The 19824-nt window shown below is 45.5% G+C and carries 16 protein-coding genes; 4 read left to right on the top strand and 12 right to left on the bottom strand.

The window, feature by feature from the left end:
- The 5 genes from IEY67_RS02605 to IEY67_RS02585 form a co-directional block, all read right to left on the bottom strand.
- Entirely contained in the window at positions 1-318 is a 318-nt protein-coding gene (locus tag IEY67_RS02605) for a DUF4134 domain-containing protein (RefSeq protein ID WP_002560983.1), read from the bottom strand.
- Positions 319-519: 201 nt separating this feature from the next.
- Positions 520-1248 (bottom strand): hypothetical protein, encoded by a 729-nt coding sequence (locus IEY67_RS02600; RefSeq protein WP_004304280.1) that lies wholly within the window; start codon positions 1246-1248, stop codon positions 520-522.
- Positions 1249-1264: 16 nt separating this feature from the next.
- Positions 1265-1618: a DUF3408 domain-containing protein gene (locus tag IEY67_RS02595; RefSeq protein WP_004291505.1), complete on the bottom strand. Its 354-nt coding sequence runs from the start codon at positions 1616-1618 to the stop codon at positions 1265-1267.
- A 2-nt stretch (positions 1619-1620) separates the two neighbouring features.
- The gene (locus tag IEY67_RS02590; protein WP_004291503.1) at positions 1621-2061 is read right to left on the bottom strand and encodes a DUF3408 domain-containing protein; all 441 of its coding nucleotides are present in this window, start codon (positions 2059-2061) and stop codon (positions 1621-1623) included.
- 2 nt (positions 2062-2063) lie between these two features.
- The gene (locus IEY67_RS02585) at positions 2064-2990 is read right to left on the bottom strand and encodes a ParA family protein (RefSeq protein WP_005783105.1); all 927 of its coding nucleotides are present in this window, start codon (positions 2988-2990) and stop codon (positions 2064-2066) included.
- On the opposite strand from IEY67_RS02585, the gene IEY67_RS25110 reads away from it, so the two are divergent.
- The 4 genes from IEY67_RS25110 (at position 2989) to mobC (ending at position 7238) form a co-directional block, all read left to right on the top strand.
- The gene (locus tag IEY67_RS25110) at positions 2989-3153 is read left to right on the top strand and encodes a hypothetical protein (RefSeq protein WP_196029218.1); all 165 of its coding nucleotides are present in this window, start codon (positions 2989-2991) and stop codon (positions 3151-3153) included. The two genes, IEY67_RS02585 and IEY67_RS25110, sit on opposite strands and share 2 nt — an antisense overlap.
- 381 nt (positions 3154-3534) lie before the next feature.
- Entirely contained in the window at positions 3535-3963 is a 429-nt protein-coding gene (mobA, locus tag IEY67_RS02580; RefSeq protein ID WP_004291488.1) for a conjugal transfer protein MobA, read from the top strand.
- Entirely contained in the window at positions 3942-5189 is a 1248-nt protein-coding gene (gene mobB / locus IEY67_RS02575; protein WP_004291483.1) for a conjugal transfer protein MobB, read from the top strand. The genes mobA and mobB overlap by 22 nt, the downstream gene beginning before the upstream one ends.
- 30 nt (positions 5190-5219) lie before the next feature.
- Positions 5220-7238: a conjugal transfer protein MobC gene (mobC, locus tag IEY67_RS02570; protein WP_004291482.1), complete on the top strand. Its 2019-nt coding sequence runs from the start codon at positions 5220-5222 to the stop codon at positions 7236-7238.
- Between the two features lie 131 nt (positions 7239-7369).
- Here the strand turns inward: mobC and IEY67_RS02565 are convergent, their stop codons facing one another.
- The 7 genes from IEY67_RS02565 to tet(Q) form a co-directional block, all read right to left on the bottom strand.
- Positions 7370-10624, bottom strand: coding sequence for a P-loop NTPase fold protein (locus IEY67_RS02565; protein ID WP_004291481.1), 3255 nt, complete (start codon positions 10622-10624; stop codon positions 7370-7372).
- A 16-nt stretch (positions 10625-10640) separates the two neighbouring features.
- Entirely contained in the window at positions 10641-11771 is a 1131-nt protein-coding gene (locus IEY67_RS02560; protein WP_004291480.1) for an ATP-binding protein, read from the bottom strand.
- A 301-nt stretch (positions 11772-12072) separates the two neighbouring features.
- Positions 12073-12678 carry an RteC domain-containing protein gene (locus IEY67_RS02555; RefSeq protein ID WP_004304269.1) on the bottom strand — a complete coding sequence of 202 codons (606 nt, stop codon included), beginning with the start codon at positions 12676-12678 and terminating at the stop codon, positions 12073-12075.
- A 238-nt stretch (positions 12679-12916) separates the two neighbouring features.
- A complete protein-coding gene (locus IEY67_RS02550; RefSeq protein ID WP_004291474.1) occupies positions 12917-13339 on the bottom strand; it encodes a dihydrofolate reductase family protein in 423 nt (140 codons plus the stop codon).
- Between the two features lie 279 nt (positions 13340-13618).
- A complete protein-coding gene (locus tag IEY67_RS02545) occupies positions 13619-14941 on the bottom strand; it encodes a sigma-54-dependent transcriptional regulator (RefSeq protein WP_004291471.1) in 1323 nt (440 codons plus the stop codon).
- On the bottom strand, positions 14934-17252 hold the full coding sequence (locus tag IEY67_RS02540) for a hybrid sensor histidine kinase/response regulator (RefSeq protein WP_004291467.1): 2319 nt from the start codon (positions 17250-17252) through the stop codon (positions 14934-14936). The genes IEY67_RS02545 and IEY67_RS02540 overlap by 8 nt, the downstream gene beginning before the upstream one ends.
- Entirely contained in the window at positions 17252-19177 is a 1926-nt protein-coding gene (tet(Q), locus tag IEY67_RS02535) for a tetracycline resistance ribosomal protection protein Tet(Q) (RefSeq protein ID WP_004291466.1), read from the bottom strand. Before tet(Q) ends, IEY67_RS02540 begins: the two co-directional genes overlap by 1 nt.
- Between the last annotated feature and the right edge of the window lie 647 nt (positions 19178-19824).

Here is a 19824-nt window from a genome sequence, read left to right as displayed (position 1 = left end):
TTAAAGGAAGAATGAGCGCAGGATGGTGGCGGCAACAATCAGGAAGATGCACGCGCCGAACCACGAGGCGGCTGTCTTGCTGGTGTCGGGGTCGCCCGATGAAAACTTGCCGTACACTTTTACGCCCCCGATAAGCCCGACGACTGCACCGATGGCGTATATCAGTTTAGTTCCGGGGTCGAAATAAGAACTCACCATAGAGGTGGCTTCGTTGATGCCCGCGATGCCGTTTCCCTGCGCGAAAGCGGAGGCGGTTGCGGCGATGACAAGTGCCGCGGAGAGGATTGCTTTTCTGTTTTTCAAGATGTTCTTGTTCATAAACTGTTCTTGTTTTTTGCCGTCAAAAGGGTGGATGGTCCTTTGTCGGGCGGTTGATACTTTGTTTCTTTACTTTGGTTTTAGTGGATGCCCGTTTGTTTCCACGGACGTGGGCGTGTCCGTTGCGGATGGGGATGCGCCTTGCGTTTCCTCGCCGCGTGGGTTGATGTCATTCTTTCATGTTCATTTCTTTTATTGTTGTCATACATAGTTGCGAATGTCGAACTCCTCGATGTTGTCCGGCACGACGAACTCCTTTTCAGATTTCTTCAGCCGAATCTCGATAAGCCCCTTGATGCGGATGCCTATCTCCGAAGAGCCTTCCATCATTTTCTCGTACAACTCCGTGCCCTCCATGTCGGTGAACACCTTAGCCGCCTTTTCACGTTCCGCCTGTGTCGCGTCCGGGTTTTTGGCGGTCTTGCAGGCGTCGTCAATCTCGTCAAAGCTGCTGCCCGAAGCCCGTGGCGTGTCCGAGGCGTCCTCTTCCGGTTCGTCGTCCCCGTATCCCAGTTCCTCCGGCGGTATGCTCGTGAAGGTCTCATCGAGTTTTTCCTCCGGGACTTGTGCCGGGCGGGATGCGTTTCCCGTTTTTCCGTCGTCAAAAGTAGCCTCTTCCTCCGACAGCTCAATGCCTTTTTCAATAGTGGCGGCTTCTTGCGTCGGTATGGCAGCGGTTGTCCGGGTGGATGCCATCCTGAAACGGCTCTTGCCGATGATGTCCGCCTTTTCCGCAGGGACTTCCTCGTGTGCCGCTATGCGTTTAGCCTCATTCCCGTCCAGTGACCGCCATAATCCGACAATGCCCTTGAAGAAGCGGACAATCCGCGTGTCCATGATGCGCTCGTAAAGGAGCAGGAACAGGAACCAGAGGTTGCAGCCGACCGATACCGCCAGCAGAATGTCTGTCATGCTGATTGTGTAATTCATATCCTTCCGTTTTTGGTTAGAATACTGAATTGTAATTTCGGGCATAAAGGCTCTTTATCGCATCTTCGCACTGGTTGAAGTGGTGCGTCAGCACATGGTCGATGTAAGCGGACAGCGTAAGCCGGTCATGCCCGATTACACGGGTGATACGCATGATACGCTCGTGGTACTCCGGGCGCACATACGCCATCTTCCCCTCACGTGCCTTTACTTCCGGGTCGCGGATGAACAGGCGTTCATAGTCCTTCTCACTGCATTTGCCGCTTACCGGGACAGGCGACAGTATTTCCACACTCGCCTGCACTTGGGTAAACATACCTCCGCAGTCTTGCTGTGGTCTTTTTTCATTCGGTGTCATTTCTTTTTCCATTTTCAAATCAGATCTTCACGTTGTTTCTTGTACAGTTCGTTGATTCTCTCCTTGTGCTGTTCCAGATGCTGGCGCAGCACGGTATCCACATATCCGCCTACTGAGATTTCCCCTCCGGCGATGTCGTTCACGATTCTGAGGATCTTGCCGTGGACGTCACGGCTGATATAGACACATTGGCGGGTCTTTATCTCGTTGCGGCGCAGGAATAGCTCGTTGTAGTCCTCGTCCTGCCTTTTCCGGCGTCCACTTTCCCTCTGCGCTTTTTCCCGTGTTACGGGTTGCACAGGAGATGGTTCCGGTGCGGCGGTGTCCTCTTCGGTCGGTGCAGCTGCGGGTACTTCCTGTGCGGGGCGCAGTGTCCCGTCCTGTGTGCGCCGCCCGATGGAGGCTAACAGCAGTTCCTCGTCGATGCCTTCCGTGTTCACTTTCCTGCTGCCCATGCTCACTGCGGTCTGATGATGTCGCTTATCTCTTCGGAAAACTCCCGGATGCCACTCCCTTTCAGCAGTGCCGTGTCCATCGGGAAGATGGTGGAGCGGAAAACGCTCTTGCGCTCTTCCGAAAGGTCACGGCGGAACTTCTTGCTGTCGGGCAAGCGGGTGGAAAGTACCGGAAAGCCCATTTCGGCTATCACTTCCTCGTAGATGCCGTACAAGTCGTTCCTCTCCCTGCCGTCCACCATCGTCCAGAACAGATGCAGCCCCTTTGTTTTCGCCTGTCCGGTAGTCATCAGCCTGTCGCGGAACATCGTGACGAATTTCAGGGTACTCTCCACGACAAAGCGGTCGGCACTCAGCGGAGTGAAAATGTAGTCCATCTGCGAGAGCGTCTTTATCACGCCGTTGCTTCGGAGTGTGCCGGGCATGTCGAAGAACACCACGTCGGGTTTCACGTCCTCAGTGGCAATCATCCTCTCGGCATCGTCGAGGGCGTTCACCGCATTGCTTTTGACGATGGTGTAGGCGTTCTTTTTGATCCGGCGGAAATGGTCGCAAGCGAGAGCCTTGAAGTAGGTGCTGCTGTCGATAAGCCCCATTTCGTGTTCGCGCAGCCCGTGGATGCTGTGCTGCGGGTCGTCGCAGTCCACGACGGCGACATTGTAGCCTTTCACGTTGTGCAGGTAGCTGGCGGCAAGTGCCGTGACAGTGGATTTGCCGATGCCACCTTTCTGTGTTGCGAATGCAACGAAGATTTCCTTACTCATAGTTCCATTTATTTTAATTGTTGATGATTTGTTTTTCTGTTTCCATACGGATTTGGCTGTCGCACCATCCGCTTCCGTGACTACACACGCAGGCGGGTCGTCGCGTATCCGGTTCTGTGGTGAAGCGGTGCGTCGGACAAATGGTGATTGACGACATTGCGTCATGAAGTCATTGAATCCATACGTCACCGAATTGTCGGAGAACCGGGTTTCCGACGGTTCGGGTATCCGTTTCGGCAAGTATCCGAAGAAGCGGATTTCCGGGTATTTGAATGTTCCGTTTATCATATCTTCAAATCGTTCGTTTCTTGAATCATGCTGCAAATAAACAAGTATATTTTGGAACCTGTATCACTTCTCCGGCAAGTGGCGGCACGTTGCGCCGGTTGGCAGTCATTGACCGGGTCAAGCATCTGTCCGATACCGCTTTAAGGGCGTAACTTTGCACCCGGACAGCAGGGTTCGCCGATGACGCGCGGCCCGGAGTCCTGAAAGGTATTTTCCCAATCCGTCCCCTGACGGATTTTTATGTTCACCTGAACATAGCAAGATGTCTTTTCAGCCGCTCAAAATATTTTGAGCAGCCACGAAAAGCACTTGCCCTTGCAGGGGGCGGGCTTTCCCTCCGAAGTCGGGAAGCCTTTCAGAACTGCGGTGCTGTAATCCGAAGCGGCGGCTTATGCCGTCAATCCGCTAAATCCAAAGTAATATGAAAGAGAAAAGGAAAAGCAAATCAGGGAGAAATCCCAAACTTGATCCGGCGGTGTACCGGTACACCGTCCGTTTCAACGAGGAGGAACACAACCGTTTCCTCGCCATGTTCGGAAAATCGGGTGTCTATGCACGGTCTGTTTTCCTCAAAGCGCACTTCTTCGGGCAACCGTTCAAGGTGCTGAAGGTGGACAAGACGTTGGTGGACTATTACACCAAACTGTCGGATTTTCATGCACAATTCCGTGCCGTGGGTACGAATTACAACCAAGTCGTGAAGGAACTGAGGCTGCATTTTTCAGAGAAAAAGGCGATGGCGTTGCTCTACAAATTAGAGCAACACACCGTCGAACTCGTGAAACTGAGCCGCCGGATTGTGGAACTTTCAAGGGAAATGGAGGCAAAATGGTCGCAAAAATCAGTGTAGGAAGTTCGTTGTACGGCGCGATTGCCTACAACGGGGAGAAGATTAACGAGGCGCAGGGGCGGCTTCTCACCACCAACCGCATCTACAATGACGGTTCGGGAACGGTGGACATAGGCAAGGCGATGGAGGGTTTTCTCACCTTCCTGCCACCGCAGATGAAGATCGAGAAGCCGGTGGTGCATATCTCTCTCAACCCGCACCCGGAGGATGTGCTGACCGATATTGAGTTGCAGAATATCGCCCGCGAGTATCTGGAAAAACTCGGTTTCGGAAACCAGCCTTATCTTGTATTCAAGCACGAGGACATCGACCGCCACCACCTGCACATCGTGACGGTCAACGTGGACGAGAACGGGAAAAGGCTCAACCGGGATTTTCTCTACCGCCGCAGCGACCGTATCCGCAGGGAACTGGAACAGAAGTACGGATTGCATCCGGCAGAACGTAAAAATCAGAGATTGGATAATCCGTTGCGCAAGGTGGCCGCATCGGCAGGTGATGTGAAGAAGCAGGTAGGCAACACCGTGAAGGCTCTGAATGGGCAGTACCGTTTCCAGACGATGGGCGAATACCGTGCGCTCCTTTCCTTATATAATATGACGGTGGAGGAAGCGAGGGGCAACGTGCGCGGACGGGAGTATCACGGGCTGGTCTATTCCGTCACGGACGACAAGGGTAACAAGGTGGGCAACCCGTTCAAATCCTCGCTTTTCGGGAAGTCCGCAGGCTATGAAGCCGTACAGAAGAAGTTTGTCCGTTCCAAATCGGAAATCAAGGATAGGAAACTGGCAGACATGACGAAACGCACCGTCCTTTCCGTGCTGCAAGGCACTTATGACAAGGACAAATTTGTATCCCAACTCAAAGAGAAGGGCATCGACACCGTACTGCGCTACACAGAGGAAGGGCGCATCTATGGGGCTACCTTCATCGACCACCGCACGGGATGCGTGCTGAACGGTTCGCGCATGGGTAAGGAGCTTTCGGCGAATGCCTTGCAGGAACACTTCACCCTGCCATACGCCGGACAACCGCCGATACCGCTATCCATCCCTGTGGATGCTGCGGACAAGGCACACGGGCAGACCGCCTACGACAGTGAAGATATATCGGGCGGTATGGGCTTGCTCACTCCCGAAGGTCCGGCGGTAGATGCCGAGGAAGAGGCTTTCATCCGGGCGATGAAGCGCAAAAAGAAGAAAAAACGCAAGGGCTTGGGTATGTAATCAGAGTATCAACAATTAAAAAATCAATGTATGTCACAACAAGAAGACGATTTGAGGGCATTGGCGAAAATCATGGATTTTCTGCGTGCCGTGAGTATCATTTTAGTGGTCATGAACGTGTACTGGTTCTGCTACGAAGCCATCCGGCTGTGGGGCGTGAACATCGGCGTGGTGGACAAAATCCTTCTGAACTTCGACCGCACGGCGGGGCTGTTCCATTCCATTCTCTACACGAAGCTGTTTTCCGTCCTTTTGCTTGCCTTGTCCTGTCTGGGTACGAAGGGTGTCAAGGGTGAGAAAATCACTTGGGGGAGAATCTGGACAGCATTTGCCGTCGGGTTCGTGCTGTTTTTCCTGAACTGGTGGTTGCTGCCCCTGCCGCTGCCGCTTGAAGCGGTGACGGGACTGTATGTCCTTACCATTGGAACGGGCTATGTCTGCCTGTTGATGGGTGGTCTGTGGATGAGCCGCCTGTTGAAACACAATTTGATGGAGGATGTTTTCAACAACGAGAACGAGAGTTTCATGCAGGAAACGAGGCTTATCGAAAGCGAGTATTCGGTCAATCTGCCGACACGTTTCTATTACAGGAAACGCTGGAACAACGGTTGGATCAATGTAGTTAATCCCTTCCGTGCGTCCATCGTGTTGGGTACGCCGGGCAGCGGCAAGTCCTATGCCGTGGTAAACAATTTTATCAAGCAACAGATTGAAAAGGGCTTTAGTCAATACATCTACGATTTCAAGTATCCCGACCTATCTACTATTGCCTACAACCATTTGCTGAACCACCCGGACGGCTACAAGGTAAAGCCGAAGTTCTATGTGATCAACTTCGACGACCCGCGACGCTCTCATCGGTGCAATCCCATTCACCCGGATTTTATGGAAGATATTACGGATGCCTATGAGAGTGCCTACACAATAATGCTCAACCTCAATAAAACGTGGGTGCAAAAGCAGGGCGACTTCTTCGTGGAGTCACCTATCATTCTGTTTGCCAGTATTATCTGGTATCTCAAAATCTATCAGAACGGGAAGTTTTGCACGTTTCCCCATGCTATCGAGTTTCTGAACCGCCGTTACGAGGATATATTTCCGATACTGACCTCTTATCCGGAGCTGGAGAACTACCTTTCGCCGTTCATGGATGCGTGGCTTGGAGGGGCTGCGGAGCAGCTCATGGGTCAGATAGCGTCGGCAAAAATCCCGCTTTCGAGGATGATTTCACCGCAGCTCTACTGGGTGATGTCAGACAGCGAGTTTACGCTGGACATCAACAATCCCGAAGAGCCGAAAATCCTCTGCGTGGGTAACAATCCCGACCGTCAGAATATCTACGGTGCGGCACTCGGTCTGTATAATTCCCGTATCGTGAAGCTCATCAACAAGAAGGGGATGCTGAAGTCATCGGTCATCATCGACGAGTTGCCCACAATATACTTCAAAGGGTTGGACAATCTTATAGCTACCGCCCGAAGCAACAAGGTTGCCGTGTGTCTGGGCTTTCAGGATTTCAGCCAGTTAGTGCGTGACTACGGGGACAAAGAGGCGAAAGTGGTGATGAACACTGTCGGCAATATTTTCTCCGGTCAGGTGGTGGGGGAAACAGCCAAGACGCTCTCCGAGCGGTTCGGTAAGGTGTTGCAGAAACGGCAGTCCATCTCCATCAACCGGCAGGATGTTTCCACCTCCATCAACACGCAGATGGACGCGCTCATTCCACCGAGTAAGATTTCCGGGCTTACGCAGGGAATGTTTGTCGGTTCTGTATCCGACAACTTCAACGAGCGTATCGAGCAGAAGATTTTTCATTGCGAGATTGTGGTGGATGCCGAAAAGGTGAAACGGGAAGAAAGTGCCTACAAGAAAATTCCCGTCATTACAAACTTCACGGACGAGGACGGCAACGACCGCATGAAGGAAACGGTGCAGGCGAACTACCGGCGCATCAAGGAAGAGGTGAAGCAGATTGTGCAGGAGGAACTGGAGCGTATCAAAAACGATCCGGTGCTGTGTAAACTGCTACCAGATAATGAGACTGTCTAACAAGTCCCCAAAATTGAAAATTATCCCTATCGAAGTTTGAAGTGACCCCCAAAAGTTGGATACAATTTTTTTGGGGGGCACTTCAGTTCTGACGGGTAAAATCGTAAAATTCGGACTTGTTAGACAAATACTTACGCGGTTTCAACCTCAGGTACTGAATCTATCGAATTGACAAATTTAACCAATTGCGGATCTGAATCTTTTTGTATGAGGTTTCGGAGACTCTTTTTCAATTCATAAGCATCATCCCCTGCTGTATTTATTAAATCCATATAAAAATCTTTGTTTTGCAGAATCAATGAACGGCATGCCCCATCGGAAATTACAGGTTTCACTATTTTATCAATAACGTCTCCAGCTTGACTTTTCAAATTACCATGCGATCTAAGCCATGTTTCGAAAAATTGAAACTTTATTGCATTGATAGTCTTTTTACCGATGCAGAAATCATTTCTTATATCGGTAACTGTCGATTTAATTTTTCGTTTATCCAATCTTTCAACTATATTCTTGAAACAATTAGGGAAAGGATTCAAACTTTGAGTTCCAGAAGCAATATCCATCAGAATCTTTTTGCCAAATTCAGTCAAGTTATCTGGCAAGGATTTGATTTTAGCCAGTAAATGTTTTATTGCGACAAACCAATAATATGATGTATGTGCTGTTCTTTGGGCGTATAATGTATCAACACTTATTTCAGACAACGCTTCGAACGCTATTTTATTGATATGATCGGTCAGGACATTGCTTATTTTAGTGGTCAAATCGTAAAAAGATGCGTCAGGAATTACATCTTTAATATTGTTCTTAGTGATATACTTATCCAAATCGGTATTCCACTCTGCTAAATGCTCGATAAATACCTCATCCGTTACACCTATTCTGTTCTTAATATCTTCAAATTGGGGCAATATGTCTGAGAGCAATAATTTATAGCCAAGTTTATGATTTACCATGTATTGTAGTGTTTCATTTAATAGCGGTATATTCCATCCCACACTATTTACTAATAAGTCTCCATGATCCACATAATAGTCCATGAGTTCTGCAACATATTTTATATCTCCACCCTCTATTAAGGAAACGGAATGACCATGTGCCAATTGCATGGCGACTAAATCGTAATATCCAGACTCTTTAATGTTTCGGCCATCAGTTTCTAATTCAGAATGCAACTGATTTATGTAGGTTGAATCTAACGTTACAGGTAAAGGTCTTTCTTCGTCAGATGCCAATAAACGATAGGTTGTAAATATAGCCCCTATATTATCTTTATTTACATTCTGTTCATCAATGCAATTCGTGATCGCTTGCAAAAGCGTTGGAAACGTATAGGTAGAATTATCTTTTAACGTTTTTACAATATCTGCATGGTCGAAATTATCGGGTAGTAAGTTTGCCAAATAATTATCGAGCGCCTCCGAATTTGTTGCTACTTGATAATATTTATATGCTTTAGTTGTCGCGTTATCCCGATAGGCAGCATCTGTTGCATTTGCAGCTTGAATATAATCGATAAATGTATTTGGCTTGACTGTTTTTGCTTCAATCAATGACGTAAAATCGCACGCCAACTTATTTTGCGCAATAAACCTGTCTATTGCATCTAACGTTTTGAAATAGTCGCCGCCATTGAAGTCATTGAACCGAACTATCTTCTTATATAATTGAGCAATCACATGGTTTTGGCTTTCCGTGTCTAAATGCAACAGCAGTTCTTGGTATTCGACAGGGAACACCTGCTTCTCTATGGATTCTTTTAATTTCAATTGTGCTATTCTTTGCCATACACGCAGAATAACATCGCTCTTTCGAGTTAATTTATGCAAACAATGTATAATCTTATCGATAAGCGCATTGTCCATACATTGTATAACTTCTTCTAATACAGTGTCAAATTGTTTATTAGTCTCTGCATATTGATTTATGTCGTGGTCTTCTTCTCCGTTGATGCAGCCTTCAATATATTTTTTCAATGGAATTTGTCGAGCATCTTCAACATCGACACCATATACCAAAGCTGCAATTTCGCGTTGTGTTTGCAGATCATTGTTAATTATTGTTTGAATGCCATTCAGATAGTCGCCGGACAATATTTGTTCTACTGGATTTGCCAGAATATCCGTCTTCTTCAAACAGAACAATGCTATGTTTATCATCAAAATTTCGTTACACCACTCTTGTTTAAGAGCGACCATCTCATTGATATATGATATAATTTCCCTAACATTGGCATTAGGATTTACCAATCTGAATATCCGATTTATAGTTTCTTTCGCTTCATTTTCTGTTTCTCCAAATGCTTCAACAAACAGTTTGTTGAATATACTTCGATAGTCGGTAATAACAGGAGGAGCAACACGATAAACAATAGGGAAAGTTTTATTGATAAAATACTTGGTCAGTTGTTTCGTTTGTTCGTCGGTCTCATCTCCGAATGCACAAGCTAAATGTGTTTCATCGAAAGGAATAACAGCCCAAACATTTTCAAAACCGCTATCGGCGAAGAACGTATGGATAGAAGACCATAATTCTTTTACTTTTTCAGCGGGGAGACGATCCATGTTGTCAAAAACAAGGACTAATTTACGTTGTCCTTTTTCCTTGATAAAATCAGAAATGTCTTGCATCCATGTTTTGAACTCGTAAACCGTTGGTTCGTCTTCGCTCAAAGTCTCATAGCAAACGTCCTTTTCGACTTTATCTTGATAAATAGCTAACATATAACTCCATCCATATTTATGATCTTTGCTATATGCCCATTTCCAAACGCACAATGCAATAAGAACTGGCAGTGCAGCTATGATAATAGACAATAAAGAAAACCACCATGTTGTGGGTGTAGGTTTTACTGCATACGCAATAAATGTAAATATCGGAGTTAAAACTGCAACCAAAAATGCCGCAACCATACCATTACTGATAAGGGGATATTTTTCGGTTACGGTCTCCGTTTTACGGGCTAATAAATATTTCAGCTTTTCAGACCATGATACGGTTTTCGTACCTCCACCTTTGACTTTTATTGTTGCATTTCCAGATAGGATACCATCATCAATAAGTTTGCTTGTAAGCAATTCCAATATAGAGCGGCGTTGCAAGTCCTCTTGATGTCCCCATGCGTCATACTCAAAAAAGTAATAGTCGTCTGATAATTCACGTTCCAACATTTTAACCACGTTGGATTTTCCAGATCCCCAAATACCTTCGATGCCGATAATTCGAGGTAAAGTACATTCCTCATCCAATGAATCATTCTGACAAAAATGGCGAGCAATAGTTTTTGCCAACCTTTCTTGCGAACCTCCATCGAATTTGTCAATACCACACGGTTTATTTTGGATAAACCGCGGATATTGCTGTTTGGATTGTAGTTTTGTTTCCATATACGTAATTTATTGATTATACGAACTCCAAATAATTCTCCCGATTTACCACATGAAACTCGGCATAGGGATAGGCTTCTTGGAAGGCTTTCGGTGCGGCCGGCATTTTATTTCCCCACTTGAACTCCAAGGCGGTAAGACTGTCGGCACTCTCCTCAATCAGGTCGATTTCCTGTTTGTCGTAGGTGCGCCAGAAATAGAACTCCCTGTGCAGTCCCTCATTGAAGTTCGCTTTGCGCCGCTCTCCGATGATGTAGTTCTCCCACAGCGCACCGACATCCTGCCGAATGGCCAGCGGTGAGAAAGCCCCGATAATGGCATTGCGAATGCCGTTGTCGTAGAAGTACCACTTGCCAGCTTTTGTAACCTCCTTGCGTAGGTTACGCGAATAAGCCCCCAGACGATAGATAACGAAGACCTTTTCCAATAGGTCGAGGTATTTTTCAACGGTCGTCTTGCTCATGCCGAGTTGTTTACCTAACTCTTCGTAAGAAACTTCGCTGCCCAACTGAAAAGCTATCAATCGCAGTAGATCGCGCATCTTGCTCGAATTTTTTAAGCCGTCAATTGCTAAGATATCTTTAAGCAGGTATGCACCGACAATATCACGTAGGTAGTCTGTTTTACGTTCATAGTTCTCCATCATTACTACTTCGGGATAGGAACCGTAAATCAAGCGCGCTTCGAGGTTCTGGCGGGTTTCAAGTGCCGTTTCCGTCTGTGCGATTTCCCGTTGCGAGAATGGTGTAAGGAGAAATTGCGTACTGCGGCCGACCAACGGTTCACCAGTCTTATTCAGCAAATCGAATGACGAAGAACCACTTGCCAAGACACTTATTCCCGGTATTTCATCAACTATCAACTTCAGAATACTACCGATTTGTGGTATGTTCTGTGCCTCATCAATAGCCAGCAAATCAATACCATCCAATAAATGCCGATAATTGGCTATTGAGCGATTCTCCAATAGTGCTAATGTGTCGTAGTCTTCGCCGTTGAGCATCATCGTCCTACCTGAATAGTTGTCCACAATTTTACGCATCATTACCGTTTTACCAACACGGCGAGCACCAAAAATCAGTACTGCTTTATTGGGCGCGATTCGTGCTGTAATCTTCTCTTGAAGTATTCTATTTACTGTTTCCATACCTTATAAAATATAATGCAAAGATAATCATATTTTTTTAATTGGCGAATTTTACAAAAAAAACGGGCTATTAAATGGCGATTTTTACAACCACAATCTTATGGAAGTTGTTTCATTGTTTTTAGTAATGATATATGTTCATACTATGATGACTCAATAATTTACCAGACATACGTTTCTGAAATTTGTCCTTATAGGAATGAAAAACTCACATATATTGTGCTAATTAATATATAATTAAATGAAAATAAAAAGACAGGATACGAGTATTCCTGTCTTCTCATATGTAATGGATATTTTTTTATTTTCTCATCCGCTCCAACTCCTCATCACGCAACATTCTCTCGTTCAGTTTTTCCTGCATCCTGTCAATGAAATAGGTGCGGCTTTCGTTCTTCCGGCGTTTGATATCAGTGTAGAAGCGGTAGCAGTCTTTAGAATCAACCCCGAATATCTTATAGAGAAGTGGGGCGAGCTGTTTGAGCGGCATATTGCCGTTGTTGATGCAGCCCATCACGTCTATGCCGTAGATAAGTTCCACGAGGTCGATGGCATTGCCCGTCCATTGAAGAAGGCTGGCGGTGGTTTCTGTTGCGTTGTTGGCGGATATTAGTGGTGGCACTTGGGGCGTGGCAAGGAATTTCTGCATCTTTCTTACGAAAGACAGAGCCTTGCTGACGTAGGCGGCAATCTCTCTTTTTTCTTCTGACAGATTACGTACGGGATGGTGCTGCAACTCGATTTCGATGTAGGCAAGCGCGATGACGGTAAGGTTCATGTCCATGCCGCCGTTGCACAGTTCGATCACTTGGGTGGCGAAAGCCGTGTATGCCGTTTCCATATTGCAGTCGCCGGCTTCGTTTATCAGGCGGAAAAAGTCGGTTTCCGCCAGCAAGAAATAATTCATGGTTCTGTCAATTTTGAAAATTACACTTTGTTTTCTGCGTGCGCACATGAATATAATTGGCAAAAAACGCGGCAGAAAATAAAAAATCCAACACTCAATTTTACAAAGTGCTGGATTTCAGAGGTATAAAATTCAGTATTTTTTCACAAGGACAAATTATCTCCGACTTAAATTGTTTGTAATCGGAACATTTATTCTATTCCTGAAAATAGAAATGTATGCTTGCCGCACATTTTGGCTATCTTGCTTTTTTATCAAGGATATAGATAATGCGACATACACCGTTGGGATAGCTTTTCAAAGAGGAAAGCGTCCAGTGTTGCTCTGGCAGAGCCGACTTAAAAAAATGTCGTCCGCTTCCGGATATGAAAGGAACGGTGTATAGTATGATTTCATCCACAGCGTGCATCCGCAGCAGTCCGTTTATATAGTCTGCCGTGTCCGGTGTGGCTTCCGCGAGGTAACGGATGTTTGTGCAGTCTTTTCTCCATTCGTGCAGCATTGAAATGGAATAGTCCGGTGTCACACGGTAAAAGGCTTTCTTCCTGATTTCATCAAGACCGCAACGGTCAAGGCACAAATCCTGATGTGCTTTATCATATAACTCTGAAGAAAGACATCCGTCCATCGTCAGTACGGCGAGAATCTGAACTTTACCCATAATCGTTTCCTTTCGTTAGGCAAGGGTAAAAAAGTAGCGTGCAATTCACACTACCTTCAAGCGATGGCTCTGGTAAAGCCTTTACGGAGAGTACGTGAATGCACGCTATGCGTAAGCATAGCATAAGCATCACGCAATCGTCTCCGTAGTTCCAATTTACCAGATTTTCGCTTGAAACGCCTTGCGGTCTTATCCTATATGTTGGCGGCGAAAAGCTCCTGCCAATCGCCGTTTTTCTCAAATGTTATGCAAAGATAGCCAAATTCAGTGAATTACGGGCTATGATTGCTTGAATTTATATTTAAGTCCATACTCTTCAAGTTTGCTGTATAGTGTTGTCCTGCCTATGCCGAGCAGTTCTGCGGCGACACTCCGGTTGCCGTTTGCCTGTTTCAACGCACGCAATATCCGCTCCTTATCCTCCGCGTCATTGCGCAAGGCGAAGCTGACAGTAGAGGTCGGTTTCGTCACGGCAAGTTCCAGATGCTCTTTCATGACAACACCTTCCTGCGCCTGCAATACAGCACCCATAACTTTCTGCCGAAGTTCCCGCACGTTGCCCGGCCATGCGTGTGTCAGCAACGCTTTACGTGCTTCGGAACTGAACCCGCTCACGCTACACTCCAGCTCTCTGTTTGCCATATCACGGAAGAACTCTGCCAGCGGCATAATGTCTTCTTGACAGTCACGCAACGGAGGAACGGTTATCCCGAAGTCGTGCAGGCGGTACAGAAGATCCTGCCGAAAACGCTTTTCATTCACCGATACCTCCAAATCTTCATTGGTAGCAGCGATGATGCGGACATTGAAATTCCGGTCTGCCTTGTCTCCGACCGGGCGATACCGCCTCTCCTGTATGGCACGGAGCAACATCTGTTGGGTTTCCAACGCGAGGTTTCCTACCTCGTCCAGAAACAACGTGCCGCCTTCCGCCTCATGGAAATATCCTTTCTTGGCATTGTCCGCACCTGTAAATGCACCTTTGACGTGTCCGAAGAAAGCCGACGGTGCAAGCTCTTTGGAGAGTGAACCGCAGTCCACCGCCACAAATGGCTTGCCTGCACGTTTGCTCTTGTCATGCAACAGGTGGGCAATATGCTCCTTGCCCGTGCCGTTCTCACCAAATATCATCACGCTCATATCGGTGGCGGCTACCAGCCTTATGCGGTGCATGATTTTCTGAAAGGCGGAACCTTCACGGGCGAATATAGGCATACGGCGTTGTCCTGCCTGACGTTCTTTCAGTATGGAACGGATCAGGGGGACAAGTTTATCCTCCACAAGCTGTTTGGGAATATAGTCTATCGAGCCGAGTTTCATGCTTTCCACGGCGGTATTAACTTCGGCGTAGTCGGTCATAATGATGAAGGGCTGCATCTTTCCCTCCTTTCGCATCCAGCACAAAAGGTCTATGCCACTGCCGTCAGGCAGACGCAGGTCGGCAACCACGATATCATTATCTGTTGCCTGTTGCAGATGTTTCTTCGCGGTTGAGAGGTGGTAAGCCTTCATATTGCGGTAGCCCTCCCGTGACAGCATATTGCAGACATATTCGCAATACACGATGTTGTCTTCCACCACAATTATTTTTGTCTTATTCATCTTCGTATTTTCTCCTTTCCTCTTCTGCCAACCGTATTATTTCCACTCCCTTATCCAGCACGGCAGTCACGGCATGGCTTAACGCTTCACCATCCGGGAGAGCATCGCCACGAAGCAATCCGTAAAGTACATTCAGCGGTTGGTCGGCACGGAGCACCTCCCACGAACTGCGCAGGTGGTGGATCAGGGAATCCAGCTTTTGCAGGTCTTTTTCTTTTGCTGCATCCCGTACCGCCTGCATTTCCTTTTCTGTTTCAGTTATCAACTTTTCCAGCATGACGGCTTCATTGCCATAGGACAATAAGGCGGAAAAGTCCGGTTTCCCGTCCGGTGTCGCTTTTATGGCACACCTGTCGGAAACCTCCATCAGTTCCGATATGGAGAACGGTTTGAACAGGCATCCGGCAAAGCCTTTTGCCAATAGTTCCCCTTTGTTACAACTGCCCGAAGCGGTTGCCACAACCACCGGGATTGTTGGTGAATTGCCCACGTTGGACGAACGCAACAGTTCCAGCAATTCGAAACCGTTTATATCGGGCATATTCAAGTCTGTCAGCAACAGGCTGTATTCTTTCTGGCGTATCATTTCCATCAGTGCCGCAGCATCGGTGCAAGTGTCGCAGTGTATTCCTTCTTGGGAATACATCTCTTTCAGCATCAGAAGTAATACCTCATCATTGTCAATGGCGACAACATCATGGAATTTATTGTTATGATAAACAGGTGTATTGCTTGTATATCCAAGCTGTTCTTCAGCTTCCTGCATAGAAATTTCAACTGTGAAACGACTGCCTTTCCCTTTCTTGCTGTCTAAACGGATTGTTCCGCCAAGCATCGACACAATATTACGCATTATGGCAAGCCCAAGCCCGAAACCCTCCTTTGCGGCGGCATTTGATAGACGTTCAAACGCACCGAACGCTTGTTTCTGTTCCTCTTCTGTCATGCCTGTACCTGTATCTTCAACGACCAGTGTCAGAACTCCATTATCATATTCAGTAATCAAAGAAACACCGCCTTCTTCTGTGAACTTGACAGCGTTTGACAGCAGGTTATTCCCGATTTGTATTATTCGCTCTTTGTCGGTCAATACAATGGCATCGTGTCCAGTCTTCACGGACAAGGACAGCCCTTTGTTCACGGCAACAGGCATGAACTCCGTTTCAAGTGTGTGCGTGATTGCTGAAATCCGGCAGGGTGACAGACGGGGCTGTTCCTTGCCGTTGTCCAGGCGGAAGAAGTCAAGCAAAGTGTTAAGCATATCCCGCATACGGTCGGAGGATTGCAGTATGTTTTGGATATACTGCCCGGACTTATCCTCACACTGTTCTTTCCGTATCAGTCCGGCATAGCCTGTTATTGCTGTCAGCGGTGTGCGCAGTTCATGGGTGATAGTATGTACCGCCTTCTTCCTTGACGTTATCAGTGCCTCGTTCCGTTGTACGGATTGTTCCAGTTGCCTTATCAAATCAGTTGTCTTGTGCTTGTATTGTTTAATGCTTTTTGCATCACGATGTATGATGATGTAGGAAATTAACAACAATAGAAGAACGAATCCCATTAAACCGCCTACTTGCATAAATGACTTTTCACGCATGGCAACTATTTCGTTTTCCCGGCTTTGCAGTTCGGTTTGTACCTTTTCTTCTATTTGGCAAATCAATTCTTGCAGTTGTCTGTTAAGTTCTGCATTACGAGCTGCAAGGCTGTCGGCTTGTTCCGACAATTGGCGATCCTGCACTTTCTGTTCGCTGATTACGTTTCTATTGACCGAATGAAGGATAGTGGTTGATACTGCTGGAGTTACTTCCTTTTTTTTGCCGAATATGCCTAAGAAACCTTTTCGTTTTGGCTTTTTGGACTGTTCCTGCACACTTTTCTGTACAATAACCGGAATTTGATTGGCTATCTTCTTGTTAATAGATTGTTGTTCATCCATTAACCGGACTATCTGGAACATCTGTCGTTCCTTATCCTCTAAAAGACTGCGCACACTATCGATGCGCTCTGCTGGATAGGTGGCCTTGAAACGGCAGAGCATACTGTCCATTGCCATACGCCGTGCATGGTAATGCTCGATATCTTTATCGTTCCATTCCAGTATTGTTTCACCCAATAGAGAAAATTTTATCATTTGAATATTGATATTGTTTATTTCTTTTCGGAGCTCGTCTATTTTTTTATTGCCAAGTTCTAATGCTTCTATCTCCTGCCATTCATAGAGGCTATTATATGCCATACATCCGATAAGAATGGAGATAAGTATATATCCCAACCGTATTGCCTTATAGAAATTTCCTGACCGCTCCATTATTTTAATGACATTGATTTTTGGAACATGAATAAAAGTTTATCTTTTTCGTTCATGCGGATATTATCAGAATAACCGTCTTTTGTTATTTGATACCCACATGGCTTAACCATAAAAATGCCTAAGCCCTTAGTGTACGAACTTACTTCTGAGGCATAGTCTTTACTTGTATTTAATGGAACTTTCCCTTTAATATGACACCACTCATTATTACAACTGATGTCTTCAATCTCAGACATCAGTTTTTGCAAATCTGTAATAGCTTTGGAACTCGCTACTTGGGGTATCTGCAACTCAAAACAGAGCATCGGTTCGAGAATGTCCACACCTGACTGTTGCAAAGCCAGCCTGAAGACATAAGGGGTCAGCTGTCTGAAATCAGCAGGTGTACTTACCGGGCTATAATACTCGGCTTGAGTAAAAGTTACTTTCAGATCTGTCACTTCCCATCCATGTAAACCAGATTGGCAAGACATACGAATCCCTTCAAAAACGGCATTTTGAAAAGAATGGTTCAGATAACCATAGGAGATGTCACTTTCGATTTGCAACCCTGCCCCTAACGGTAAGGGTTCAAGAGTCAGCCCTATTGTGGCCCAGTAAGGGTTGGGTGGTACTTCGATCTGAATAATCTTATTGACCTTTTTTATAGGTCGTTCTTTGTAGATAGTCTTGATCTCATCAAAATGGACCTTTACGGAAAATCGTTCTTCCAGCAATGTCTGTATGATTTCCTTTTGGGTCAAACCATATAACGAGATTTCCAATTCATCACTATATGAGTTTATGGAAAAGGACAAAGACGGGTCTTCAATCCACAATGTATTCAGAGCGGATATCACCTTGCTTCTCTCTTCGGGCTTATTTGGCCGGACGGAGGATTTGAGAGCGGGATGCTGATGAGATAATCCTTGAATCAAACAAGGTTTAGCACCTAAATAATCTCCGATTCGAAAATCTTCTATATCTTCTACAATCGCGATATCATTGGCACCCACTTCATCAACATTTATCTCTCTGCCCTGATAAATAGTCTTTAGATTTTTAATCTTGATGAATTTTTCCGAATCGTTGATTCTTACAACGTCTCGAAGTCTCAGACTTCCGTCAATTATTTTAAGAAAACTTCTTTTATGCCCTTTGGGGTCATGCTCTATCTTATAGAGATAAGCTGAAAGTCTGTTTGAGACTGATGCCGGAGGAAGTATAAAAGAAGAAATGGCGTCCAACAACTCATTGATACCGATATTGAACATTGCTGATCCATGTAGCACCGGATAGACTTTGGCTTTTGCCACAAGAGCGATTATCGTATTCCAATAATCAGCCGGTGAAATTTCGCTATCCGCCAAATATCGTTCTAATATATCGTCGTCATGGTTGCATACAAATTCTTTGTATTCTTCCTTTATATATGTTTGGGAGCAAACCGGATAAACCGATCCATCGACAACAGTTTGCATAAACAGGACATCTTGCGACAGATTTGTTTTTATATCCATATACAAACGCTCCAAATTCACACCGGCACGGTCAATCTTATTGATAAATATAATTGTCGGGATTTGCAGCTTTTGTAAAGTACTGAACAGCAACTTTGTCTGCGCTTGTATGCCTTCCTTTGCGGATAAGATGAGGACTGCTCCATCAAGCATTTTGAATGTCCGCTCCACTTCCGCAATAAAATCCATGTGTCCCGGAGTGTCAATGATATTGCATTTCACTCCATTCCAGATAATAGATGTCGTAGAAGCCCGGACAGTAATTCCTCTACGTTTCTCTATATCCATAGAGTCCGTTATGGTGTCACCATTATCCACACGGCCGCACTTTTCCGTTGCTCCACTGGCAAACAGCAGATTCTCGGTTACGGAAGTTTTTCCTGCATCAATGTGAGCAAGAATTCCTAAATTTATAATATTCATTTGGATTAAGCAATAATATACTACAGTAGATGCATTGTCGAAACGCACCTTTTAATACCTCCTCGTAGCATATGAGAACTACAGGATTACTAACTCGTATTAATATGTATATTATTACTGCCGCATAACGATTACAAAATTACACAAAAAAATATATCTAACAAAAGTGGGAGGATTTTTTAACTTTTTACCATAGACATTTTATTAGGGAAGCGTAGGTTCAACTGGCAAGTACAAATAAGTAGAAATGTTTGAACAACACCGTTTTAGGAAGTTGAAAAATCAAGTTTCTCTCTCGGTATAGCGTTTATTTTGGCCAATATCTTCTTTAGTTTAGCATTTGTGTATTTCCCATTCGTGTTCTATTTAGCTCCTTATTATGAGTATGTAGCAAGTTACTTATCAAATTCAGCCTCTTTGAGGGTCAAATATGGTTTTGCAAATGGTGACTGACAAGACATAAACAAGGTCAGCAGGAATTTTTTACATAAATGGACATGAATGTATATAACCTAAAATAAGAATAAATTTTAATAAGGGCTGCCCAAAAAGAAAAAAATGCAGTTGCCATCCTATAGATACTTGCAGAAAGGATAAAATTTACTTTTAGACCTTTTGGGATAGCCCTTATTAATACTTCAGATAAA

The organism is Parabacteroides faecis, assembly GCF_014647375.1.
Taxonomy (GTDB): Bacteria; Bacteroidota; Bacteroidia; order Bacteroidales; family Tannerellaceae; genus Parabacteroides; species Parabacteroides faecis.
The sequence above is the reverse complement of the archived record's forward strand: the minus strand, read 5'-3'. Positions and strand labels throughout refer to the sequence as shown.